This window comes from Nocardioides lijunqiniae (assembly GCF_015024225.1).
Classification (GTDB): Bacteria; Actinomycetota; Actinomycetes; order Propionibacteriales; family Nocardioidaceae; genus Nocardioides; species Nocardioides lijunqiniae.
Window position 1 is genome coordinate 1 of the sequence record NZ_JACJGM010000034.1, and the last position, 21,401, is coordinate 21,401.

Genomic DNA, 21,401 nt, shown 5'->3' on the forward strand with positions numbered 1-21,401 from the left:
GCCCGCGCGCGGCACCCCGAGGTGCGCCAGGCCGGTCCGGCCGCGGTCCTGGACGGTGGCCAGCGGCCCGGTCCGGCGCACGTGCAGGCTCATGCCGGCACGAACCGCACGGGCGTGCCCGGCGCCAGGAGCGCGGGCTCGGCCCGCTCGGGGTCCCACAGCCGGACTGACGTGCGGCCCAGGATCCGCCAGCCGCCGGGCGACGCCGTCGGGTAGACGCCGCACCACGGACCCGCCAGCGCCACGGCCCCCGCCGGCACCCGGGCCCGGGGCGAGTCCAGCCGGGGCACGGCCAGCGCCTCGGCCAGGCCGGTGAGGTAGGCGAAGCCCGGGGCGAAGCCGCAGAAGGCCGACACGAACGCCGTGGCGCCGTGCCGCGCCACCACGCCCGCGACGTCGGTGCCCCAGCGCTCGGCCACGAACCCGAGGTCGTCGCCGTCGTAGGTGACCGGCACCTCGACCGGCTCCCGGGAGGGCGGGTGCGCCCTGCCGTCCCAGGCCGCCAGGGCCGCTCGGAGCGCCGCGGCGTCGCGCACCCCGTCGAAGAGCACGGTCTCGGCCGCGGGGACGACCTCGGTCACCTCGAGGCGCGCGCCCCGGGCCCACGTGGCCAGGGCGAGCGCCGAGCGCGCGTCGTCCACCTCCGCGAGCAGCGCCCGGGGACCGAACGCGCGCAGCTGCATGGGCCCAGTCTGCCGCGATGTTCACTCCGGGGTCGTCGGGTGGTCACGCGGCGGGGGTGACGCGGCGCGCGTCGAGCGGCCAGGATGGTCCGCGATGGCGCAGCAAAGGGTGAGGGCCTCTTGATGGTATGAGCATCAAGAGGCCCTCGGCTCGGCCGGAAACGGTGACGCCCGACCGATCATGACGGGTGCTCCGACCCCGCCGTCCCCGTCACCGGGCCGACGCCTCGAGTTGCCTCGCGGTGCGGGTCATCGCTCCTGTCCGATCCCCAGCCGGTGCTTTCCGTGAGGTCCGCGCCGAGCTGGTAGGAGAGTTCTACGGTGCCGCGGCCACCGCCCGCAAGGGAATGGCGGGAACTCGTCCCACAAACTTCCGGTCCCACAGGCTCGTCCACAGGAATGGCCCGTGAGTGCACAGGAACGGGGTCCTGTCCACAGCTCCGGGCCTCCCCTGTGGAGGACGTACCGGCTCAGGTCACGAGCTGGATCGCACCGTCGAGGTCCAGGATCTCGACGTCGACGTCGTACTGCTCACCGTCGGCGGCGACGGTGCAGGTGATGACGTCCCCCGGCTCCCCGACGAGCACCTCGGTCTCGCCGCAGGAGGCGTTGGCCTCGTCGTAGCCGCGGTCCTCCGCGTCCTCCTCGACCAGGTCGGTGGCGCCCGCCGCCGACATGACCGCCTCGTCGGAGGTGAAGGCGAGCTCCGCCTCGCCGTCGGAGACGGACTCGACGGTGACCGTGTAGGTCGCCTCCGCGCCGCCGACCACCACGGTGCAGTCGAAGGACGCGCCCTGCGCGAGCTCCTCGCCCTCGGGGCACGAGCCCCGCTCCACGTCGAACTGGGGAGCGACCTCCCGCTGGGCGTCGGCGACCTGTCCGGCGACCTCGTCGGCGTCGTAGCGCTCGGCGGTGCCGTCGTCGGCGCTGCACGCGCTCAGCGTCAGGACCACCAGGCAGGCCAGGCCCGCGCCGGCACGGGAGGGGAGTCTCATGTGCCGAGGATGTCAGGTGCCCCGACGGGCCGCAGCGACCACCCGGCCGCCTCGAGCGCACGCCGTACGGCGCTCGCGTGCGCCACCGCGCCGGGCGCGTCGCCGTGCAGGCACAGCGAGTCGACCAGCGGGGCGAGCGCCAGGGCCTGCGCGCTGACCGCCCTGACGTCGTCGAGCACGGCGCCCGGCCGGTCCCGCGGGAGCAGGCGGCCGGTGCCGTCGTAGCCGCGGTCGGGGAACCCCTCGTGCCACACCTCCCGGCCGGCCCCCGTCGCGAGCCGCAGCAGCGCCCCCGGCATGCCCAGCACCGGCAGGTCGCCGGAGCCGGCCAGCACGGCGCCGGCCTGCACCTCGTCCTCGATCGCGCGGTGGTAGAGCGCTCCGTGGGGCTTGAGGTAGCGCACGGCGGTCCCCTCGGAGACCGCGATCGCGCCCAGCACCCCCACCTGGTCGGCGACCTGCTCGCGCAGCACCTCGGCGGCGACGTCGGTGCGCCGGCGCCCGAAGCCCTCGCGGTCGGCGTAGGACACCTGCGCGCCGACCGCCACGCCCCGACGGGCCGCCTCGGCGCACACCGTCCGCATGATGTCCGCGCTGCCGGCGTGGTAGCCGCAGGCGACGTTGGCGCTGGTGACGACCGCCAGCAGGGCGGCGTCGTCGGTCACCTCCTCGCCCAGGTCGGCGTTGAGGTCGACGGTGCCGGGGAGCTCAGCCACCCGCCGAGCCTCTCATCCAGGGGCTGGATAGCGTTCCCGATATGACCGATCCCGTCGAGCAGCCCGTCTCCACGCCCGTGGCCCCGCCCGTGGCCCCGCCGCGTCCCGTCACCACCGAGCACCACGGCCGCACCCGGGTGGACGACTACGACTGGCTGCGGGACAAGGAGTCGCCCGAGGTGGTCGCCCACCTCGAGGCCGAGAACGCCTGGACCGAGGCGCGCACCGCCCACCTCGCCGGCCTGCGGCAGTCGATCTTCGACGAGATCAAGGCCCGCACCCGCGAGACCGACCTGTCGGTGCCGACCCGCAACCGCGGCCACTGGTACTACGCCCGCTCCTTCGAGGGTCGCGAGTACGGCGCGAGCTGCCGCGTCCCGGTGGCCGACCCCGACGACTGGACCCCGCCGACCCCCGCCGAGGACGCCTCCCCCGACGAGCCCGCGCTGCCCGGCGAGGAGGTGCTGCTCGACCTCAACGCCCTCGCCGAGGGCCACGACTTCTTCTCCCTCGGCGGCTCGAGCATCAGCCCCGACGGCACCCTGCTCGCCTACTCCGTCGACGTGGTGGGCGACGAGCGCTACACCGTGCGGATCCTCGACCTCGGCACCCACGAGCTGCGCTCCGACGTCATCGAGGGCGTCCTGGGCGGCGTCACCTGGGACCGCGCCGGGGAGAACGTCTACTACTCCACCGTCGACGAGAGCTGGCGCGCCGACAAGATCTGGCGCCACGCGCTCGGGACCCCCCAGTCCGAGGACGAGCTGGTGCACCACGAGACCGACGGGCGCTTCTTCGTCGGGCTCGGCCGCACCCGCAGCGACCGCTTCCTGGTGATCGCCGCAGGCTCGAAGATCACCTCCGAGTACCGCGTCCTCGACGCCGACGACCCCGACGCCGGCTTCCGCGTCTTCTGCGAGCGCCGTGAGGGCGTGGAGTACTCCCTCGACCACGCCGTCATCAGCGGCGAGGACCGGTTCCTGGTGCTGCACAACGCCACCGGACCCGACTTCGAGCTGGCCACCGCGCCGATCGAGCCGACCCCGGCGGAGCAGTGGCAGCCGCTCATCGCCCACGACCCCGCCACCCGGCTGGAGGACGTCGACGCCTTCGCCGGGCACCTCGTCGTCCACCAGCGCAGCGAGGGCCTGACCCAGCTCCGGATCCTCGAGCTCGGCGACGCCGGCGTCACCGACGACTACCTCGTGGAGTTCGACGAGCCCGTCTACACCGTCGGCTCGGGCGGCAACCCGGCCTTCTCGCAGCCCACCGTCCGCCTGGGCTACACCACGATGGCGGTCCCGGCGTCGGTCTACGACTACGACGTGCGGACCCGCGAGCTGCAGCTGCGCCGGCGTACCCCGGTGCTGGGCGGCTACGACGCCGCCGACTACGAGGAGCACCGGCTCTGGGCCACCGCCGACGACGGCGAGCAGGTGCCGATCTCCATCGTCGCCCGCCGCGGCTCCCGCGAGGGCGTGGGGGGCGGCACCGGCCCGGTGCCGGTCCTGCTCTACGGCTACGGCGCCTACGAGATGTCGATCGACCCGTACTTCTCCATCGCGCGGCTCTCGCTGCTCGACCGTGGCGGCGCGTTCGCGATCGCCCACGTGCGCGGCGGCGGAGAGATGGGCCGCCGCTGGTACGACGGCGGCAAGATGCAGCACAAGCAGCACACCTTCTCCGACTTCATCGCCTGCGCGCGGCACCTGGTCGACACCGGCTGGACCACGCCGGAGCACCTGGTCGCCGAGGGCGCCAGCGCCGGCGGGCTCCTGGCCGGCGCCGTGGCCAACCAGGCACCCGAGCTGTTCGGGGGCGTCGTCGCCGGCGTGCCGTTCGTCGACAACCTCACCACCATGCTGGACGCCAGCCTGCCGCTGACGGTGACCGAGTACGACGAGTGGGGCGACCCGGCCTCCGACCCGGACGTCTACGACTACATCGCGAGCTACGCGCCGTACGACAACGTGGCGGCGGTGCGCTACCCGCCGATCCTCGCCGAGACGTCCTTCAACGACACCCGGGTCCTCTACGTCGAGCCGGCCAAGTGGGTGGCCCGGCTCCGCGCCACGGCCCTCGACCCGGACGTCCTGCTGCGCACCGAGATGTCCGCCGGGCACGGTGGGGTCTCGGGCCGCTACAAGGCGTGGCACGACCGCGCCTTCTCCCTCGCGTGGATCCTCGACCGGATGGGACTTGCCTGAGGAAGTTCTGGGTACCCCTGAGAAGTCCCTGAGAGTTCGACGACCTCGCAACTCTGGGGCAATCCGAATCGTCAACCATGACGAAGGCTCTTACAGATGGACCGGGAATCCTCAGTCCTCAAGGAGCGTTGGGATAGACGCAGGGTGAAGGGTCACCTTGCAGTGAGGAGGGTCCCCATGGCGGCACGGACTGCAACGGTCACGCGTGAGATCGAGGGTCGCGACAGCGTCGGACTGTACCTCGACGAGATCGCGCGAACGCCCCTCCTCGACGCGGCGACCGAGGTCGAGCTCTCCAAGACGATCGAGGCGGGACTGATGGCCGAGCACCTGCTCGCCGAGGGTCGCGTCGGGCGTCGCAAGGGTGGCGCCCCCGGCTCCGCGAAGCAGGAGGAGCTCGAGTGGCTCGCCGAGGAGGGTCGCAAGGCCGTCGACCTGTTCATCTCGGCCAACCTGCGCCTGGTCGTCTCGATCGCGCGCAAGTACGGCCGCGCCCAGATGCCGATGCTCGACCTGATCCAGGAGGGCAACACCGGCCTGATCCGCGCGGTGGAGAAGTTCGACTACACCAAGGGCTACAAGTTCTCGACCTACGCCACCTGGTGGGTGCGCCAGGCCATCACCCGCGGCATCGCCCAGCAGGCCCGCGTCGTGCGGCTGCCGGTGCACGTCGTGGAGGAGCTCAACCAGGTGGGCGGCGCCCGCCGCACCCTGGAGCGCCAGCTGGGCCGCGACCCCGACCCGACCGAGATCGCCACCGAGCTCGGCATGGAGGTCGACCGGGTGCTGGACCTGATGGCCTGGGGTCGCGAGCACGTCAGCCTCGACTCCCCCGTCGACGAGGACGGTGACACCTCGCTGGGCGACCTGATGGCCCAGGAGACCGCCCCCGGCCCGGACCTCACGGTCCTCGACGTCGAGTCGCGCGAGCGCCTGAGCTCCCTCGTGGGACAGCTCGACGACCGCGCCGCCGACATCATCCGGTCGCGCTACGGTCTGGTCGACGGACGCCAGCACAAGTTGGCCGACATCGGCGTCAAGCACGGCATCTCCGCCGAGCGGGTGCGCCAGCTCGAGCGGGAGGCGCTGCAGAAGCTGCGCCGCCTGGGCGACCCCGACCTGGCCGCCTGACCGGCGCCTGATCGGCACCTGGCAGCACCGCTGCTCCACACGCCCCCCGGCTCCTCGAGCCGGGGGGCGTCTGCGTGCCAGCATGGGCGCGGTGACGGAGCCGCGTGTTGAGAGGAGACCGCCGATGAGGATCGCGCCGGGCGACCTCGCCGACCCCGTAGTCGTGGCGTTCCTGGAGGAGCACGTCGTCCAGCTGCGCGACGTCACCCCGCCGGGCAGCAGCCACGCGCTCGACCTGGACGGGCTGCGCGCGCCCGACGTGAGGTTCTGGAGCGCCACCGACGACCACGGCCACCTGCTCGGGTGCGCGGCCCTCAAGACGCTCGTGCCCGACCACGCCGAGCTGAAGTCGATGCGCACCGCCACCACCCGCACCCGCCAGGGGGTCGCGACCGCGCTGCTGCGCCACGTCCTCGCCGAGGCGCGGACCGCCGGCGTCGCGCGGGTCAGCCTCGAGACCGGCTCCTTCGACTTCTTCGCGCCGGCGCGGGCGCTCTACGCCCGGCACGGGTTCATCCAGTGCGCGCCGTTCGGCGACTACCGCCCCGACCCGCACAGCACGTTCATGACGCTCGTGCTGAGCCCGTGAGCTCGGCGTAGACCTCCTCGACCCGCCGGCGCAGGTCCTCCAGCGAGCCGGTGTTGTCGACGACGTGCGTCGCCACGGCGAGCCGGTCCTCGCGGGTCGCCTGCGAGGCGATGCGCGACTCGGCGTCCTCGCGGGTCCAGCCGCGGTCGCGCAGCATCCGCTCCACCTGGGTCTCGGCCGGCACGTCGACCACGAGCACGGCGTCGAAGGTGTCGGCGCGGCCCGACTCGGCGAGCAGCGGGATGTCGTGGACCACCACGGCCCCCTCCGGCGCCTCCTGCTCCAGCGCCACGATCCGCTCGAAGACGAGCGGGTGCACGATCGACTCCAGCGTGCGCCGCCTGGCCTCGTCGTGGAACACCAGCGCCCCCATGGCCGGCCGGTCCAGGTCGCCGTCGGGCGTCAGCAGCCCCTCGCCGAACGCCTCGACGACCGCGGCCAGCCCGGGCGTTCCCTTCTCGACCACCTCCCGCGCGAGCTTGTCCGCGTCGATGACCACCGCGCCCAGCTCGGCCAGGATCGCCGACACCGTGCTCTTGCCCGAGGCGATGCCGCCCGTGAGTCCCACTCGCATGGGCGTCACGCTAGCGCCGAGTGGCACGCTCCCCCGCGCGCGGGCGTCACTCCACCCCCACCGGCGGCACGAAGCTCACGCTGCCGGGCTCAGCAGGCGAACTGACGTCGGTACTGCTGCGGGCTCACCCCGCGCACCCGGGTGAAGTGGTGGCGCAGGGTGGCGGCGTTGCCGAAGCCCACCTCGGAGGCGATCCAGTCGACGGAGGCGCCGCTGCGCTCGAGCAGCTCCTCGGCGGCCTGCACGCGCTGGGAGGTGACCCAGCTGTGAGGGGTGGTGCCGGTCTCGTCGCGGAAGCGGCGCGCGAAGGTGCGCGGAGACATGTGCGCCCGGCGCGCGAGGGTCTCGACGCCGAGGTCCTCGCCGAGGTGCTCGGTGATCCACTGCAGCACCGGCCCGAGGGTCTCGGCGCGGCAGTCGGGCACCGCCCGGGCGATGAACTGGGCCTGGCCGCCCTCGCGCTGGGGAGGCACCACCATCCGCCGAGCCACGGCGCTGGCGACGCCGGCGCCGTACTCCTGTCGCCAGATGTGCAGCGTCGCGTCGAGACCGGCCGCCGTGCCGGCGCTGGTGACGATCTCGCCGGCGTCGACGTAGAGGACCTCGGGAACGACCCGGGCGAGCGGGAAGCGCTCGGCGAGCTCGGTGGTGTAGCGCCAGTGGGTCGTGCACTCCCGGCCGTCGAGCAGGCCGGCGGCACCGAGGGTGAAGGCGCCGGAGCACACCGACAGGATGCGGGCGCCGCGCTCGTGGGCGCGACGCAGGGCGGTGACGACCTCGTCGGGCACGTGGCCGCCGCGGGGCATCGCGGGCACGCCGATCAGGTCGGCCTCCTCGAGCCGGTCCAGGCCCCGCTCGACGTTGATGGAGAACCCCATCGAGGTCGGCACCCGCCCGACGACCGGCCCGCAGACCGAGAAGTCGAGCAGCGGGATCCCGTCGTCCTGGCGGTCCATGCCGAAGGCCTCGCAGAGGACGCCGAGCTCGAAGGGGGCCACGCCGTCGTAGACGAGCGTCGCGACGTTGGTCAGCATGACGCCATCATGGCAGAGATCTGGCAGCAAATCGACGGAGGGTGACATCTCTGCCACTCGTGGCCGGATCACGAACGGCGCATGATTACTGCCATGACTACCGCACTCCTGCTCCTCGCCCTGCTGGCCGGCCTCGCGGCCCTCGTCAGCTACGCCCGTCACGACCACTTCGCTGGTCCCGCCAACACCGCCGAGCACCACGACGACCTGGGCTCGCTCGCCCTGCGCGGCCGGGTGGTGTAGCCGCACCCCCGACGCTCCGACAGAACGCCGAAGGGGGGCCCCCCCCCGGGGGGGGCCCCGCGGGGGGGGGGGGGGGGCCCGGGGGGGCCGGGAGCCCGGCCGCGCGCGCGCGGCGGGGGGGGGTGTTGTCCCCCCCCCCCCCCCCCCCCCCCCCCCCCCCGCGGGGCCCCCCCCGGGGGGGGGGCCCCCTTCGGTGCGTTCAGGTGCCCCGAGGGGCACGGTCAGCCGGTCAGGCCTGGCCGCCGGTGAGCTTCTCGCGCAGCGCCTGCAGCGCCTCGTCCGAGGCGAGCGAGCCGCCCTCGGCCGCGCCGCCACCCTCGGTGTCGGCGTCGGTGTCGCCGCCCGAGGAGTACGTCGTGGCCTCGCCGGCCTCGACATCGGCCTGCTTGGCCTCGGCCTGCTGCTTGACGTGGGCCTCCCAGCGAGCGTGCGCCTTGGCGTACTGCTCCTCCCAGATCGCACGCTGCTCGTCGAAGCCCTCGAGCCACTCGCCCGTCTCGGGGTCGAAGCCGTCGGGGTAGACGTAGTTGCCCTGCTCGTCGTAGGTCGCCGCCATGCCGTAGAGCGTGGGGTCGAACTCCTCGACGTCGGCCGCGGTCGCGGTCTCGTTGGCCTGCTTCAGCGACAGCGAGATCCGGCGACGCTCGAGGTCGATGTCGATGATCTTGACCATGACGTCGTCGTTGACCTGGACGACCTGCTCGGGGATCTCCACGTGGCGCTCGGCCAGCTCGGAGATGTGCACCAGGCCCTCGATGCCCTCCTCGACCCGCACGAACGAGCCGAAGGGCACCAGCTTGGTGACCTTGCCGGGCACGATCTGACCCATCTGGTGGGTGCGGGCGAAGTGCTGCCAGGGGTCCTCCTGCGTGGCCTTGAGCGACAGGGAGACGCGCTCGCGGTCCATGTCGACGTCGAGGACCTCGACGGTGACCTCGTCACCGACGGTGACGACCTCGGAGGGGTGGTCGATGTGCTTCCAGGACAGCTCGGAGACGTGGACGAGGCCGTCGACGCCGCCGAGGTCCACGAACGCACCGAAGTTGACGATGGAGGACACGACGCCCTTGCGGATCTGGCCCTTCTGGAGCTGGGTCAGGAAGCCGTGGCGCACCTCGGACTGGGTCTGCTCCAGCCACGCACGACGCGACAGGACCACGTTGTTGCGGTTCTTGTCGAGCTCGATGATCTTCGCCTCGAGCACCTGGCCGACGTACGGCTGCAGGTCGCGCACGCGGCGCATCTCGACCAGCGACGCGGGCAGGAAGCCGCGCAGGCCGATGTCGATGATGAGCCCGCCCTTGACGACCTCGATGACGGTGCCCTCGACGACGCCGTCCTCCTCCTTGACCTGCTCGATGGTGCCCCAGGCGCGCTCGTACTGGGCGCGCTTCTTGGACAGGATCAGGCGGCCTTCCTTGTCCTCCTTCTGGAGGACCAGGGCCTCGACCTCGTCGCCGACGGCGACGACCTCGGAGGGGTCGACGTCGTGCTTGATCGACAGCTCGCGGGAGGGGATGACGCCCTCGGTCTTGTAGCCGATGTCGAGGAGTACCTCGTCGCGGTCGACCTTGACGATGATGCCGGCGACGATGTCACCGTCGTTGAAGTACTTGATCGTCTCGTCGATGGCGGCGAGGAAGTCTGCTTCGGACCCGATGTCGTTGATCGCCACCTGGGGCGCGTCGTAGTCCGGCTGGATCATGGTGCTCGTCATAAGGGAAGGAATTCCTTGGTGGGCAGATGTCGTGCGGGCACGCCGGAAGTCCGGTTTTCACTACCGATCTCGGATCCGCTGCCCGCGAGGCGGGACGGAGCGTGTGATAGCGAGCTCGAGTCCGCTCCGTATGGAACCCAGGCAGACAACAGGCGCAACTCGCGAGTTTACGCCCGCCCGCCCGCGGGAGTCCAACCGGGCGCCGTGCTGACGCCGCCAGGGGGCCGTCCGGAATGATCCGGGCGACGCCGCGCCGCGCCGAAGACCCGAACTGCGAGCGCATGCCCTATCGTAGGAGATGTTGAAGGGACGGCCTCGTGTCGTCCTCGCCGCACACGACGTCGCGGCTTGTATCTCGTTCTCCTGGTTTTCGGTTCGCTGGACAATCAGCTCAGATGGATGTCTTCAGCAGGTCGTGGGCACAGTGCCCCGACACGTGAACAAGGGAAATGATCATGGCTCAGGGCACCGTGAAGTGGTTCAACGCCGAGAAGGGCTTCGGCTTCATCGCTCAGGACGGTGGCGGCGAGGACGTGTTCGTCCACTTCTCCGCCATCCAGACCAGCGGCTACAAGTCGCTCGACGAGAACCAGAAGGTCGAGTTCGACCTGGCCCAGGGCCCCAAGGGTCCCCAGGCTGAGAACGTCCGCGTCTCCTGATCTCACCGCGAAGGGCCCCGACCGCAGCTGCGGTCGGGGCCCTTCGTGCATCTCTCACGTCCCGCGCAGTCGCGGCCCGTCCGGCTCCTGGTGGCCGTCGAGGCGACGCGCCAGGCTCTGGCGCCAGCGCTCCGGCACCTGCGGCACCGCGCTGAGCTCCGCTGCCGCCGCGAGATCGGACCGGTCGAGGTTCATCACCCGGTTGAGCTCGTGCACCGTCACCGTCGTGACCGGGTCGCCGACGGGGACCAGCCGCTCCCCCGCCGCCACCGACCCCGGGGCGAGCACCCGCAGGTAGAAGCCCGTGCGGCCGCTCTCCTGCAGCAGCTCGGGGAGCTCGGGTCGGTCGTGGACGGCCGCCAGCTTGAAGCAGGGCCGGCGCGGCATGCTCACCTCGAGCACCAGCTCGCCCACCGCGTAGCGGTCCCCGAGGTGGACCCGCTCCTCGGTCAGCCCCTCGAGCAGCAGGTTCTCGCCGAAGAAGCCGGGCGCCAGTGCGACGCCCAGCCGCCCCTGCCACCAGGCGTAGTGCTCGACCGGGTAGGCGTAGACCGCCTTGTCCGGCCCGCCGTGCACGCGCGGGTCCGCCTGCTCGTCCCCCTCCAGGCCCAGGGTCGCGACCGCCACGGGCCCCGTGCGCGGGGACTTGCGGAACGCCGTGGGCACCGAGCGCCCCCGGTGCTCGACCGTGCCGGTGCGCCCGGTGCGGACCTCCAGGACCCGCGCCACGACCCGGGCCTCCGCCGCGTCCTGCTCCTCCTGCTCGCGCCCCGGAGTCATCGCCGACATCCGCTCTCGTCACAACCGGGCTCCTGCAGGGACGGGGCCCCGACCTCGAGGGATGTCGATCCCGACTCACCCTCCAGACGGGCGATCTCGGCGCCCAGCTGCAGGTCGGCGAGGTGACCGAAGACCTGGCGCCGCAGCCGCCCGGTCGCGTCGAAGAGGAGCAGCGTCGGCGTGCCCCGGAACGAGAAGCGCTGCATGGTCTGCGGGACCGGGCCGCCGTCCGGGGCGGGCGCGTCCACGGCGACCGGGAAGCCGACGGCGTACTCGTGCAGGAAGGCACGCAGGGCGTGCGGCGTCATCGCGTCATGGTGCTCGAAGACGCTGTGCAGGCCCACGACCGCGACCCGGTCGCGCGGGAACGTCGCCGCGACCCGCGTGAGCTGGGGGATCGTCTGGCTGACGCACCCGGGACACAGCATCTGGAACGCCCCCGCCAGCACCACCCGACCCACGAGGTCCTCGGTCGCGAGGTCGGCGGACCCGGCGCCGAGCCACTCGGCCACGGCCCAGTCGTGCAGCGTCAGGTCTGCGGTCCTCATGGTGGTCATCATCGTGGACCTCTCTCGGATCGGGCGGAGCGACGGGGTGCCTCACCGGTCGGCGAGCAGCGGGACCGTCGGGAAGTCGACGGGCACCCCGAGTGCGACGTTGACGTAGTTGGTGAACAGGTTGAGCGCGACGTGCGCGACCAGCTCGACCACGTCCTCGTCGTCGAACCCGACGGAGCGCAGCGCCTCGACATCGGCGTCCGTCACCTGCGCCCGGTCCCGGACGAGCTTCTCCGCGAACCCCAGCGCCGCGCGGGTGCGCTCGTCCTCCGAGCGGCCCGCCTGGGCCTCGCGCATCTCGCCGGCGGACGCGCCCGCCTTGCGTCCCAGCGCCGTGTGGGCGGCCAGGCAGTACTCGCAGCTGTTGCGGTCGGCGACGAGGACGGCCACCTGCTCCCCCAGCCGCGCACCCAGCCGACCACCGCCCAGCGCGCCGAACCCGGCCCACATCATCTCGAGCGCCGCCGGCGAGTTCGCCACGGCCTTGAACATTGCGGGGGTGGTGCCGAAGGCGCCGTTGACCTCGTCCAGGACGGACCGGGCCGCTCCGGTGGCGGCGGCGGGGTCGACCAGTGCTACTCGTGCCATGTCTGCTCCTAGGGATGAGAGGGTCGAATAACCCTTAGGACTACTATGCATTTGCCTGGGACGGGCGTCAACGCTTCGGTTAGGATTCCTAACCATGATGTGGGACACAGCCGACGGGGATGAGGTGACGACAGCCGACGGCGGACTGCCGAACGACGCCACGACGCACGGCCTCGCCGCCGACGACCTGGACCAGCGCCTTGCCGGCGCGCTTGAGCGCATGGGCCACGTGGCCCGCACCATGCTGTCGAGGCAGGCCTACCTCGAGGGCGTGAGCCCGCTGCAGTTCCAGCTCCTCCTCAAGCTGGAGTCGACGGCGGGCCCGCGCGTCAGCGACCTCGCCATCGAGCTGGACGTCTCCCAGGCCACGGTCAGCGACGCCCTGGGCACCATGCGTCGCAAGGAGCTGGTCTCGAAGCAGCAGGACCCGGCGGACCGGCGCAACTCCGTCTTCTCACTGACCCAGCAGGGCGAGTCCCTCAGGCGGCGCCTGGCCCGCTGGGACCAGCCCATCGCCGACCGTCTCGCCCCTCTCGAGGTAGGCGAGAAGGGGACCGCCCTGCGCGTGGTCCTCGAGGTCGTCTCGGGGCTGCAGGACGAGGGCGTCATCAACGTCGCCCGCACCTGCCTCACGTGCCGCTTCTTCGACGACACGACGCATCCCGAGACGGCGACCCCTTACCACTGTCTGCTGCTGGACGTGCCGTTCGCCGACCCGCAGCTGCGTGTCGACTGCGCCGAGCACGAGCCCCGCACCGTCGGCGCCGCGACCTGACTCAGGGAGGAGCGGCGGACGCATCGCCCGTGCGGGCGACCGCGCGCAGCAGCGCGTCGGCCCGGGCGGCGACCGGGTTCTCCTCGCGCCGGGACGCCAGCTCGACCAGCGCCCACAGGTCGGCCGAGCGGGCCAGCGCCAGCGCCTCGCCCGGCGGCGTGCCCAGCCGCTCGCCGTACGCCGCCAGCACGGCCTCGACGTAGGCCGGGTCCCGGTCCAGGCGGAGCACGTTCCCGAGGTCGGCGAACGGGTGCCCGGCGTGCGCGTGCTCCCAGTCGACGACCCCGGTGACCTCGAGCGTGGCCGGATCCACGAGCAGGTTCTTGGGGTTCAGGTCGCTGTGGACCAGGCAGGTGCGGGCCACGGTGTCGAGCAGGTCCTGCGCCTCACGGGCCACCGCGCGGAGGCCGGAGAGCTCGGCTGCCGTCCAGTGCGCGAGCGACTCCTCGTGCGCGTCCACCCAGCCAGGAAGTCCGTCGGCGCCCGGCAGCTCGGCCAGGGTCAGGTCGCCGTCGACGAAGCGGCCCGGACGCAGCATGGCGATGCCGCCCAGCGTCGCGGCGACGCGCCCGACCGCGAGGCCGAGCCGCGCCAGGCCCTGGCCGTCGAGCGTCGGGAGCACGACGTCGCCCCGCTCCCCCGGCAGCACGCTGGTCACCAGCAGGGCCGGCATGCCCGAGGCCGGGTCGGCGCGCCGTGTCTCCAGGACGTCGGCCACCGGCAGGAGGCCGCGCACCAGCGTGAGCAGCGCGGCGTCGACCTCCTCGGCGTGCTCGCGCCCCGCTCGCGGTCGCGCGTAGAGGCGCACGACCTGGCGCTCGCCGGCCGCCTCGGCGAGGAAGGTCTCTCCGGACCAGCCCCCGGCGAGCGGCGTCATCGAGGCGAGGTCCACCCCTCCATCCTCTCAGGCCTCCCAGGATGCGGGGGCGTAGCGTGACCGCGTGCAAGAACACTGGCCGCACCCCCCGGTGCGCGTGGAGCGGCGGGCCGTCGGCGAGGCGGAGTCACGAGCGGCCAACGGCCCTGACTGGGACCGCTACGCCGACGAGTACCAGGCCACCCACGGGGAGTTCCTCGGCGACGCCGGCTTCGTGTGGGGGCCCGAGGGCCTCACCGAGGACCAGGCGCGCGTCCTCGGGGACGTGCGGGACAAGGACGTGCTGGAGGTCGGGTCGGGCGCCGGACAGTGCTCGCGCTGGGTGCGCACCCGCGGCGGGCGCTCGTTCGGGCTCGACCTGTCGCACCGCCAGCTGCAGCACTCGCGGCGCCTCGACGAGCAGACCGGGATCGCGGTGCCGTCGGTGCTCGGCACCGCCACCGCGCTGCCCTTCGCGGACGCGACCTTCGACGTGGTGTTCTGCTCCTTCGGGGCACTGCAGTTCGTCAGCGAGATCGAGGTCGCGGTCGCCGAGACCGCACGCGTCCTGCGCCCCGGCGGGCGCTTCGCGTTCTCCATCACCCATCCCACCCGCTGGATGTTCCCCGACGACCCGACCGAGGCGGGTCTCGTCGCGAGCCAGTCCTACTGGGACCGCACGCCGTACGTCGAGGTGGACGACGCCACCGGTCAGGTCGCCTACGTCGAGCACCACCGCACGCTGGGCGACTGGGTCGCGATCCTCGCGGGCCGGGGCTTCCGGATCACGACGCTCCTGGAGCCCGAGTGGCCCGAGGGGCACGACCGGCTGTGGGGCGGCTGGTCGGCGGTGCGCGGGCGACTCACCCCCGGAACGGCAGTCGTGGGGGGGGGGGGGGGGGGGGGGGGGCGCCGCCCCCGGGGGGGGGGGGGGGGGGACGCCGGGACGGGAAGGGTGGGGGGGGGGGCGGGGGCGACCCCCCCCGGGACGGGCGGGGGGGGGGGCGCCCGGGGGGCCCCCCCCCCACGACTAGTGCTGGTGTGCTGCCGAGCCGGTGACTAGACGGTGCCGGAGCCCCGTCGGCCCTGGGCGCCGCCGGAGCGACGGTTGCCGAGGATCAGCAGGATGGCCGCGACGAGGGCGATGACGCCCGCGCTCAGCGCCACGATCGGGATCGTCGTGGTGAGCAGGTTGATCTTGCTGACGTTGTCCTTGGCGTCGGAGGCGCTCTCCTTCACCTGGTCGTCGGTGAACTTGATCTTCAGGTCGAGGACCTTGCTGCCGCTCTCGAGGTAGCGCTGCTGGTCCTGGCTCTGCTGAAGGATCGCGCCGGTGGTGGGCTCGACCCAGATCTCCATGGAGTTGTCGTAGGTGCCGGCCACGCCCTCGGCGACCTCGATGTCGGCGTCCTTGACGTCGATCTTGTAGACGTACAGGTCGACGCCCTCGAGGGTGTCGGTGCGGTCGTAGACCGCGGGCACGGCGGCGTCGGCGGTGCCGTCCCAGTACTCGTAGTCCTTCTTCTCGGACTCGAAGGGCCACTTGTTGATGAGACCCACGTGGGTGGTCGCGTCGTCGGGGAGGCCCTCGAACTCCTTCACGGCCTCCGCGGAGACGCGGTCGGTCGCGAAGACGTCGGTGCTCGCGCTGACGAGGCGCTCGTCGGTGCCGTCGACGCAGTTGGGGGCGTCGTCGACGTCGATCACGACGCACGAGGTGTTGACCCAGACCGCGACCTCGTCGTCGGAGGCGTCGGAGTCGACCTTCGAGATGCTCTCCACCTTGACCGGGCTCTCCGGCGAGCCGAGCTTCGACACGGTGCCGCTGAGGTGGGTCACGGAGTTCACGTCGAGCGGCAGCTTCTTCACCTGCCCTGGTGCCCACACGAGCGCCAACAGCCCGACCACCAGCAGGAATCCACTCAATGCGAGCAGGATCGCGCCAAGATTCTTACGCACAGCTGTGCCCCTCCCCAGGAACGAATATTTCGGCACAGTAACCCATGTCACAGCTGCCGGGGCGTCAATATGGCAGATAACTACTGACGAGTCACGTCACACGCTCAGCTGGCGTCGGCCGGGAGTTTCCTCAGCACCAGCGCCAGGTTCCAGGTCACCAGCTCACGTACGACGGGCACCCGCAGCAGCCACCACGACCACCCGGGGTTGTACCGCGGGCGCGCCGCGACGACCTCCGCGCCCTGCTGGCGCGCCGCCCAGCGCAGCCCCGCGCCGGTGGTCACCGCGAACAGGGACTCCCCGAAGCGGTTCTTCGGCTCGTGGCCGTGGACGCGCCGGTAGCGGCGGCGGGCCCGCTGTCCGCCGAGGAAGTGCCAGGGCGCGGTCTCGTGACCGCCCCACGGGCCGAACCACACCGTGTAGCTGAGGTAGACGAGTCCGCCCGGGCGCGTCACGCGCACCATCTCCTCGGCCATGAGCCAGGGGTCGGAGACGTGCTCCAGCACGTTGGAGGAGTAGCAGACGTCGACGCTGTCGTCGGCGAAGGGCAGCTGCATGCCGCTGCCGATCACGGTGCCGGAGGCGATCTCCCCCAGACCCGCGAGCTCGCCGGCGTCGGCGTCGAGGGCGAGGTACGTCGCACCCGCGGCGACGAAGGCGTCGCGGAAGTAGCCGGGACCGCCTCCGACGTCGAGCAGCCGCGCCCCGCGCAGGTCGCAGTAGTCGCCGAGCTGCTCGACCGAGTCAGCCGCGAGGGCGCGGTAGAACCGGGCCGGGTCGGGCTGCTCGTACCGGAACTCCCGCAGGAGCCGGACGGAGCGGCGCAGCGTGGCGCGACGCCGCGGACGGTCGTCGGGCCGGCGCGCCAGCGTCAGCTGTTCGAGCCGTAGTCGATGGCCGGCTTCTCGACGCTGACCGGAGACTTGCTCGGCGGCGACGTCTGGCTGTTGATCACTCCGACGAGCGAGACGGTGCCGACGACACCACCGACGATCAGCGACCCGATGAGTGCTGCGATGCTTGAGACTGTCACGTGTTCACCCTCCCTAGGTGAGCGCAGCGTAGCAGCGTTGTGCCGCGCGCGCCGCTGAACGCCGCGCCGACGCTCACGGGGTGTCCCGACGGCGTCTGCGGCGCACGACCGCGGCCGCCGCCACCCCCACCGGCGGCACCACGAACGCCGCCCACGCGGCGGCCATCGCCCAGAGCCATCCGGTGGGCGGCGCCGGGGACCGGGCGCCGTCGAGGGCGGACACCTCCAGCCGCGAGCCGCGCAGCAGCGGCTCCCCCGCCACCTCCGGGGGCTCCCCCGGGGCCTCGAGGTCGGTGATCACGACCCCGATGCCGGCCCGGACCAGGGCGTCGGCGCGCTCGTCCGGCGTGGGGAGGTCGAGGGCACGGGCCACCTCCGCCACGCGCGGGTCCTCGCCCGCGATGACCGTGCCCGAGACCACGAGGGCGTCGCTGGTGACGAAGTCGCGCGACTGGTAGCGGCCCGTGGGGTCCAGCACCTTGCGGCCGGCGTTCCACGCCGGCTGCCGGTAGCTCGCGAGCGGCAGCAGCAGCACGTCGCCCGGTCCGGCGTCCTCGTCGATCGCCGCCCGGGCGTCGGCGTAGTCGCGCGGGAAGTCGACCGCCCGGAGCCGGCCGTCGACGCCCAGCGCGGCGTCGGGGAGGAGCAGCACCGGCAGCACGACGAGGGCCGCGGCCACCATGACGGCTCCGGCGTCCTCCATCCACTCGAGCACCCGGGTGGTCCCCACGGCGGCCAGCGACGCCACCAGCGGCACGCACAGCGCCAGCTGCCGGGACCCGTCCCGCAGCAGTCCGCCGCCCGGGACGTGCGCCGCGACCCAGGCGACCGCGTCGGGGCTCGCCCACGTCAGCAGCGCGAGCCCCAGCCCCACCCCCCAGCAGATCGCCAGCGTCGCCGCGTCGCGCCGACCTCGCGACCACCACCGCCGACCTCCGGCCAGGGCGAGCCCCAGCAGGACGAGGAGGGAGACCCAGGCGAGGATGCCGGTGCGTGAGTGCGGGACCACCTCGCTGTTCCAGATCCCGCCGAGCGACAGGGCCGCCAAGGGAGCGGGCAACGAGCCCTCGCCGCTCAACGCGAACGCCGCCGCCCCCGCCGGGTCCGAGCGTCCGGCGGCGGCGTGCAGGAGCCCGGAGACGACCCAGGGCGCGTTGGCGGCCGCGACCAGCCCGACGGCGACGGCGGCGCGGGTCCGCGAGCCCAGGCCCACGGACGCGACGAGGGCCACCGCGGTGACGACGCCGGCGCTGGCACTGAGCGAGCCGGCCACGACCAGGACAGGCAGCGCCGCGGGCAGCCGTCGCTCGACCCGCCAACGGCGCCCCAGGAGGAGGACCCACGGCAGGACGCCGTAGCCCACCAGCACCGGCCAGTGGCCCATGACCAGCCGCTCGGCGACGAACGGGTTCCACACGAAGAGCGAGACCGCGACCAGCCGCGCCGGCAGCGGGAGGTCCCGCAGCGGCCGGACCACGCCGAGGGCGCCGCCCACGAGCGGGAGCAGCAGCACGAGCTTCTGCAGCACCCACCCGGCCACCACCTCGTCGAGCACCGAGACCACCGCGTCGGAGGGCACGGCCCGCGGGAGGCTGGAGCCCAGGCCGAGGAAGTCCGAGCGCAGCGTCAGGTCCGGGACCCACACCATGTCGTAGCTCAGCACCAGGCCCGGGGCCAGCGCCGGGCCCAGCAGGACGACGGCGAGCAGGACCGCCCACGCCGGGACCCACCATCCGCGCCCGGGGCGGGGCACGGAGACGCCGCGGCGGCGCGGACCGGGACTGGACATCAGGGGTGATCCAACCACGCGGCCGGGCCCGCCCGGCCTCGTCTACGATGACGCCGTGACCGAGGCGAGCAGCCTGCGCCCTCGAGCGCGGGACACGGGCGTCGCCATCGCCGTCGCGATGGGCGTCATGAACGTCTCCACCTACGGCTTCCAGATGATCGCGGCGCGGGCCCTGGGCCCCCGCGAGTACGGCGCGTTCGCCGCCTTGATGAACGTCACGATGATCGTCGGCGTCCTGGCGCTCGGCCTGCAGGCCACCGCCGCGCGGCGCATCTCCTCCCACCCCGAGGGCGTGGGCGAGATCGAGCGGGCGATCCTGCGGGTCACCTACCGCTCGGCCGCCATGGTCGGGGCGCTGCTCCTGGTGCTGTCGCCGGTGATCGCCCTGGTGCTGCGCCTCGACAGCATCGTGAGCGCGGCCGTGATCGGTCTGGCCGCGGTCCCCCTCACGATCATGGGCGGGCAGGCCGGCGTCCTGCAGGGCGAGCGCCGGTGGCTCGCCCTCGCCATGGTCTACGTCGCCGCCGGGGTGCCGCGCCTGGTGGTGGGTGCCGCGATCGTGCTGTGGCAGCCCAGCGAGCTGTCGGCGATGGTCGCGGTCGCCGTGACGGCGCTGGCACCCGTCCTGGCCGGGAGCATCGCCCTGCGGGGCACCCGCCTGCCCCGGTCCTCCTCGCCCGCTCCGCCCGGGCCCTCGCTCCTGGGCGAGGTGGCCCGCAACTCCCAGGCGCTCCTCGCGTTCTTCGCGCTCGGCAACGTCGACGTGATGGTCGCCCGCAACGTGCTCGACGGCCACGACGCTGGCCTCTACGCCGCCGGGCTCATCATGACCAAGGCCGTGCTGTTCCTGCCGCAGTTCGTCGTCGTCGTGTCCTTCCCCGCCATGTCGTCGGTCCACGAGCGACGGCGCACCCTGCTGCGGGGGCTGGCGACGGTGGCCGGCATCGGGGTCGCGGCCACGGTGGCGGCGTTCCTGCTCCCCGGCCTGGCCATGATCTTCGTCGGAGGCAGCGAGTACGCCGAGATCGAGTCGCGGCTGTGGCTGTTCGCGGTGCTCGGCACGCTGCTGGCGATGCTCCAGCTGCTGGTGTACGCGGTCGTGGCGGGACAGGGCCGCCGCTCGGTCTACCTGCCCTGGGCCGGCGTCGCCCTGGTCGTGGGGATCGGGGTCCTGTGCCGGACCCCTGACACGCTGCTGGCCGTCGTCGTGGCCGTCGACGCCCTCCTCCTGGCGGTGCTGGTCACGGTCAGCCTCTACCTCGCCCGCTCCCCCGTCCCTGCCGAAGATCCCACGGTGATGAGCGAAGGCGTGTAGCGTCCGCCACACCCGTAGGCGTTTCAGGGAGGGGACGAACACGGTGCTCGACAGATACCGCGCTGCCACGCGAGCCCGCAGGGCCGGCCGCCGCGCACCCATCGACGCGCGCGCCACCCGGCTGCTCGTGCTCAACTGGCGCGACCTGTGGCACCCCGAGGGCGGGGGCTCCGAGCTCTACGTCGGGGAGGTCACCAGGCGCCTGCGCGACGACGGCGTCGACGTCACCATCTTCAGCGCCCAGTACCCCGGCGCGACCCGGTCCGAGGAGCTCGACGGCCTGCGTTACGTGCGCCGGGGAGGTCACCTCACGGTCTACCTGTGGGCCGCGTGGTACCTGCTCAGCGGACGCTTCGGCCGGATCGACCGGGTCCTCGAGGTGCAGAACGGCATGCCGTTCCTCGCGCGTCTCTTCACCCGGGCCCGCGTGACCGTCCTCGTCCACCACGTCCACCGCGAGCAGTGGTCGATCCTGAACCCCCTGCTGGCGCGGGTCGGCTGGTTCATGGAGTCGCAGGCGGCCGTGCGGGTCAACCGCGGCGTCTCCTACGTCGCCGTCAGCGAGGTCACCCGCAGCGAGCTCGTCGACCTGGGCGTGCGGGCCTCCGACATCACCATCGCCTGGAACGGCCTGCCGCCGGTCCCCGAGCACGACCCCCGCCCCGAGTCCCCCACCCCGGAGCTCGTCATGCTCGTGCGGCTGGTGCCGCACAAGCGGGTCGAGCACGCGATGGAGACCGTGGCCGCGCTCCGCGAGCGCTTCCCCGACCTCCACCTCACCGTCATGGGCTCGGGCTGGTGGGAGCCCCAGCTGCTCCAGCACCGCGCCGACCTCGGGCTCGAGGACCACGTCACCTTCCTGGGCCACGTGAGCGACCGCACCAAGTTCGAGGTCCTCTCCGGGTCCTGGGTGCACCTGCTGCCGTCGGTCAAGGAGGGCTGGGGCCTCTCCATCGTGGAGGCCGCCAGCGTCGGCGTGCCCTCGATCGCCTACGCCGACGCCGGCGGCGTCTGCGAGTCGATCCTCGACGGCGTCACCGGGCTCCTCGCCCAGGACCAGGACGACCTGGTCCAGCAGACCGAGCGGCTCCTGGCCGACGAGGAGCTGCGCCGCGACCTGGGCGCCAAGGCCAGGATCCGCTCCGCGCAGTTCACGTGGGAGACGACGGTGGCGGCCCTGCGGCGCGCCATGTCCCTCTGA

The 21,401-nt window shown here is 72.9% G+C and carries 23 protein-coding genes; 9 read left to right on the plus strand and 14 right to left on the minus strand.

Features of this window, described 5'->3' with window-relative positions; all coding sequences use genetic code 11:
- Nucleotides 1–89: 89 nt before the first annotated feature.
- The 3 genes from IRQ30_RS18205 to IRQ30_RS18215 all read right to left on the minus strand — a co-directional run bounded on the left by IRQ30_RS18205 (nt 90) and on the right by IRQ30_RS18215 (nt 2,394).
- A complete protein-coding gene (locus IRQ30_RS18205; protein WP_193614386.1) occupies nt 90–683 on the minus strand; it encodes a 5-oxoprolinase subunit B family protein in 594 nt (197 codons plus the stop codon).
- Between the two features lie 470 nt (nt 684–1,153).
- A complete protein-coding gene (locus tag IRQ30_RS18210) occupies nt 1,154–1,678 on the minus strand; it encodes a DUF4333 domain-containing protein (protein WP_193614387.1) in 525 nt (174 codons plus the stop codon).
- Nucleotides 1,675–2,394 carry a LamB/YcsF family protein gene (locus IRQ30_RS18215; RefSeq protein WP_193614388.1) on the minus strand — a complete coding sequence of 240 codons (720 nt, stop codon included), beginning with the start codon at nt 2,392–2,394 and terminating at the stop codon, nt 1,675–1,677. The genes IRQ30_RS18210 and IRQ30_RS18215 overlap by 4 nt, the downstream gene beginning before the upstream one ends.
- Before the next feature lie 41 nt (nt 2,395–2,435).
- On the opposite strand from IRQ30_RS18215, the gene IRQ30_RS18220 reads away from it, so the two are divergent.
- The 3 genes from IRQ30_RS18220 (at nt 2,436) to IRQ30_RS18230 (ending at nt 6,321) form a co-directional block, all read left to right on the plus strand.
- Nucleotides 2,436–4,601, plus strand: a complete 2,166-nt coding sequence (locus IRQ30_RS18220; protein WP_193614389.1) for a S9 family peptidase — start codon at nt 2,436–2,438, stop codon at nt 4,599–4,601.
- Between the two features lie 177 nt (nt 4,602–4,778).
- Nucleotides 4,779–5,732: a sigma-70 family RNA polymerase sigma factor gene (locus IRQ30_RS18225; protein WP_193607122.1), complete on the plus strand. Its 954-nt coding sequence runs from the start codon at nt 4,779–4,781 to the stop codon at nt 5,730–5,732.
- 124 nt (nt 5,733–5,856) lie between these two features.
- Nucleotides 5,857–6,321, plus strand: coding sequence for a GNAT family N-acetyltransferase (locus tag IRQ30_RS18230; protein ID WP_193614390.1), 465 nt, complete (start codon nt 5,857–5,859; stop codon nt 6,319–6,321).
- Here the strand turns inward: IRQ30_RS18230 and coaE are convergent.
- Nucleotides 6,296–6,895 carry a dephospho-CoA kinase gene (gene coaE / locus IRQ30_RS18235; RefSeq protein WP_193614391.1) on the minus strand — a complete coding sequence of 200 codons (600 nt, stop codon included), beginning with the start codon at nt 6,893–6,895 and terminating at the stop codon, nt 6,296–6,298. The two genes, IRQ30_RS18230 and coaE, sit on opposite strands and share 26 nt — an antisense overlap.
- A gap of 89 nt (nt 6,896–6,984) precedes the next feature.
- Complete coding sequence (locus tag IRQ30_RS18240; protein WP_193607119.1) at nt 6,985–7,929, minus strand: GlxA family transcriptional regulator; 945 nt, start codon at nt 7,927–7,929, stop codon at nt 6,985–6,987.
- A gap of 93 nt (nt 7,930–8,022) precedes the next feature.
- On the opposite strand from IRQ30_RS18240, the gene IRQ30_RS18245 reads away from it, so the two are divergent.
- Nucleotides 8,023–8,172 (plus strand): hypothetical protein, encoded by a 150-nt coding sequence (locus tag IRQ30_RS18245; RefSeq protein ID WP_193607118.1) that lies wholly within the window; start codon nt 8,023–8,025, stop codon nt 8,170–8,172.
- A 229-nt stretch (nt 8,173–8,401) separates the two neighbouring features.
- Here IRQ30_RS18245 and rpsA read toward each other — a convergent pair whose 3' ends face one another.
- Nucleotides 8,402–9,889, minus strand: coding sequence for a 30S ribosomal protein S1 (rpsA, locus tag IRQ30_RS18250; protein WP_193607117.1), 1,488 nt, complete (start codon nt 9,887–9,889; stop codon nt 8,402–8,404).
- Between the two features lie 455 nt (nt 9,890–10,344).
- Between rpsA and IRQ30_RS18255 the strand changes: the two genes are divergently transcribed.
- Nucleotides 10,345–10,548, plus strand: a complete 204-nt coding sequence (locus IRQ30_RS18255; protein WP_134738871.1) for a cold-shock protein — start codon at nt 10,345–10,347, stop codon at nt 10,546–10,548.
- Nucleotides 10,549–10,602: 54 nt separating this feature from the next.
- Here the strand turns inward: IRQ30_RS18255 and IRQ30_RS18260 are convergent, their stop codons facing one another.
- Genes IRQ30_RS18260 through IRQ30_RS18270 form a run of 3 tightly spaced genes read right to left on the minus strand, consistent with a single transcriptional unit; the run spans nt 10,603 to nt 12,473 of the window.
- Nucleotides 10,603–11,328 (minus strand): MOSC domain-containing protein, encoded by a 726-nt coding sequence (locus IRQ30_RS18260; protein WP_193614392.1) that lies wholly within the window; start codon nt 11,326–11,328, stop codon nt 10,603–10,605.
- Complete coding sequence (locus IRQ30_RS18265; protein WP_227467789.1) at nt 11,325–11,876, minus strand: TlpA disulfide reductase family protein; 552 nt, start codon at nt 11,874–11,876, stop codon at nt 11,325–11,327. The genes IRQ30_RS18260 and IRQ30_RS18265 overlap by 4 nt, the downstream gene beginning before the upstream one ends.
- A gap of 51 nt (nt 11,877–11,927) precedes the next feature.
- Nucleotides 11,928–12,473, minus strand: coding sequence for a carboxymuconolactone decarboxylase family protein (locus IRQ30_RS18270; protein ID WP_193614393.1), 546 nt, complete (start codon nt 12,471–12,473; stop codon nt 11,928–11,930).
- A 124-nt stretch (nt 12,474–12,597) separates the two neighbouring features.
- Here IRQ30_RS18270 and IRQ30_RS18275 point away from each other — a divergent pair, with 124 nt between their 5' ends.
- A complete protein-coding gene (locus IRQ30_RS18275; protein WP_193614394.1) occupies nt 12,598–13,248 on the plus strand; it encodes a MarR family transcriptional regulator in 651 nt (216 codons plus the stop codon).
- Nucleotide 13,249: 1 nt separating this feature from the next.
- On the opposite strand, the gene IRQ30_RS18280 is transcribed toward IRQ30_RS18275, so the two are convergent.
- Nucleotides 13,250–14,140 carry a phosphotransferase family protein gene (locus IRQ30_RS18280; protein ID WP_338089780.1) on the minus strand — a complete coding sequence of 297 codons (891 nt, stop codon included), beginning with the start codon at nt 14,138–14,140 and terminating at the stop codon, nt 13,250–13,252.
- A gap of 49 nt (nt 14,141–14,189) precedes the next feature.
- On the opposite strand from IRQ30_RS18280, the gene IRQ30_RS18285 reads away from it, so the two are divergent.
- Complete coding sequence (locus tag IRQ30_RS18285; protein WP_338089781.1) at nt 14,190–15,167, plus strand: class I SAM-dependent methyltransferase; 978 nt, start codon at nt 14,190–14,192, stop codon at nt 15,165–15,167.
- Here IRQ30_RS18285 and pgfA read toward each other — a convergent pair.
- The 4 genes from pgfA to IRQ30_RS18305 form a co-directional block, all read right to left on the minus strand.
- Nucleotides 15,164–16,063 (minus strand): cell envelope lipid trafficking protein PgfA, encoded by a 900-nt coding sequence (gene pgfA / locus IRQ30_RS18290; protein ID WP_193614395.1) that lies wholly within the window; start codon nt 16,061–16,063, stop codon nt 15,164–15,166. The two genes, IRQ30_RS18285 and pgfA, sit on opposite strands and share 4 nt — an antisense overlap.
- A 104-nt stretch (nt 16,064–16,167) precedes the next feature.
- Nucleotides 16,168–16,938, minus strand: coding sequence for a methyltransferase domain-containing protein (locus IRQ30_RS18295; protein WP_193614434.1), 771 nt, complete (start codon nt 16,936–16,938; stop codon nt 16,168–16,170).
- On the minus strand, nt 16,935–17,096 hold the full coding sequence (locus tag IRQ30_RS18300; protein WP_193607114.1) for a hypothetical protein: 162 nt from the start codon (nt 17,094–17,096) through the stop codon (nt 16,935–16,937). The genes IRQ30_RS18295 and IRQ30_RS18300 overlap by 4 nt, the downstream gene beginning before the upstream one ends.
- A 73-nt stretch (nt 17,097–17,169) precedes the next feature.
- On the minus strand, nt 17,170–18,885 hold the full coding sequence (locus IRQ30_RS18305) for an MmpA family trehalose lipid delivery protein (protein ID WP_193614396.1): 1,716 nt from the start codon (nt 18,883–18,885) through the stop codon (nt 17,170–17,172).
- Nucleotides 18,886–18,940: 55 nt separating this feature from the next.
- On the opposite strand from IRQ30_RS18305, the gene IRQ30_RS18310 reads away from it, so the two are divergent.
- Together IRQ30_RS18310 and IRQ30_RS18315 are read left to right on the plus strand one after the other, a co-directional pair.
- Nucleotides 18,941–20,200, plus strand: a complete 1,260-nt coding sequence (locus tag IRQ30_RS18310) for a polysaccharide biosynthesis protein (RefSeq protein WP_193614397.1) — start codon at nt 18,941–18,943, stop codon at nt 20,198–20,200.
- 43 nt (nt 20,201–20,243) lie between these two features.
- Nucleotides 20,244–21,401 carry a glycosyltransferase family 4 protein gene (locus IRQ30_RS18315; protein WP_338089782.1) on the plus strand — a complete coding sequence of 386 codons (1,158 nt, stop codon included), beginning with the start codon at nt 20,244–20,246 and terminating at the stop codon, nt 21,399–21,401.

What these genes read in the sequence shown, in the direction of transcription:
- IRQ30_RS18205 (WP_193614386.1), bottom strand. Translation starts at nt 683, where the DNA reads ATGCAGCTGCGCGCGTTCGGTCCCCGGGCGCTGCTCGCGGAGGTGGAC.
- IRQ30_RS18210 (WP_193614387.1), bottom strand. Translation starts at nt 1,678, where the DNA reads ATGAGACTCCCCTCCCGTGCCGGCGCGGGCCTGGCCTGCCTGGTGGTC.
- IRQ30_RS18220 (WP_193614389.1), top strand. Translation starts at nt 2,436, where the DNA reads ATGACCGATCCCGTCGAGCAGCCCGTCTCCACGCCCGTGGCCCCGCCC.
- IRQ30_RS18225 (WP_193607122.1), top strand. Translation starts at nt 4,779, where the DNA reads ATGGCGGCACGGACTGCAACGGTCACGCGTGAGATCGAGGGTCGCGAC.
- IRQ30_RS18230 (WP_193614390.1), top strand. Translation starts at nt 5,857, where the DNA reads ATGAGGATCGCGCCGGGCGACCTCGCCGACCCCGTAGTCGTGGCGTTC.
- coaE (WP_193614391.1), bottom strand. Translation starts at nt 6,895, where the DNA reads ATGCGAGTGGGACTCACGGGCGGCATCGCCTCGGGCAAGAGCACGGTG.
- IRQ30_RS18240 (WP_193607119.1), bottom strand. Translation starts at nt 7,929, where the DNA reads ATGCTGACCAACGTCGCGACGCTCGTCTACGACGGCGTGGCCCCCTTC.
- IRQ30_RS18245 (WP_193607118.1), top strand. Translation starts at nt 8,023, where the DNA reads ATGACTACCGCACTCCTGCTCCTCGCCCTGCTGGCCGGCCTCGCGGCC.
- rpsA (WP_193607117.1), bottom strand. Translation starts at nt 9,889, where the DNA reads ATGACGAGCACCATGATCCAGCCGGACTACGACGCGCCCCAGGTGGCG.
- IRQ30_RS18255 (WP_134738871.1), top strand. Translation starts at nt 10,345, where the DNA reads ATGGCTCAGGGCACCGTGAAGTGGTTCAACGCCGAGAAGGGCTTCGGC.
- IRQ30_RS18260 (WP_193614392.1), bottom strand. Translation starts at nt 11,328, where the DNA reads ATGACTCCGGGGCGCGAGCAGGAGGAGCAGGACGCGGCGGAGGCCCGG.
- IRQ30_RS18265 (WP_227467789.1), bottom strand. Translation starts at nt 11,876, where the DNA reads ATGAGGACCGCAGACCTGACGCTGCACGACTGGGCCGTGGCCGAGTGG.
- IRQ30_RS18270 (WP_193614393.1), bottom strand. Translation starts at nt 12,473, where the DNA reads ATGGCACGAGTAGCACTGGTCGACCCCGCCGCCGCCACCGGAGCGGCC.
- IRQ30_RS18305 (WP_193614396.1), bottom strand. Translation starts at nt 18,885, where the DNA reads ATGTCCAGTCCCGGTCCGCGCCGCCGCGGCGTCTCCGTGCCCCGCCCC.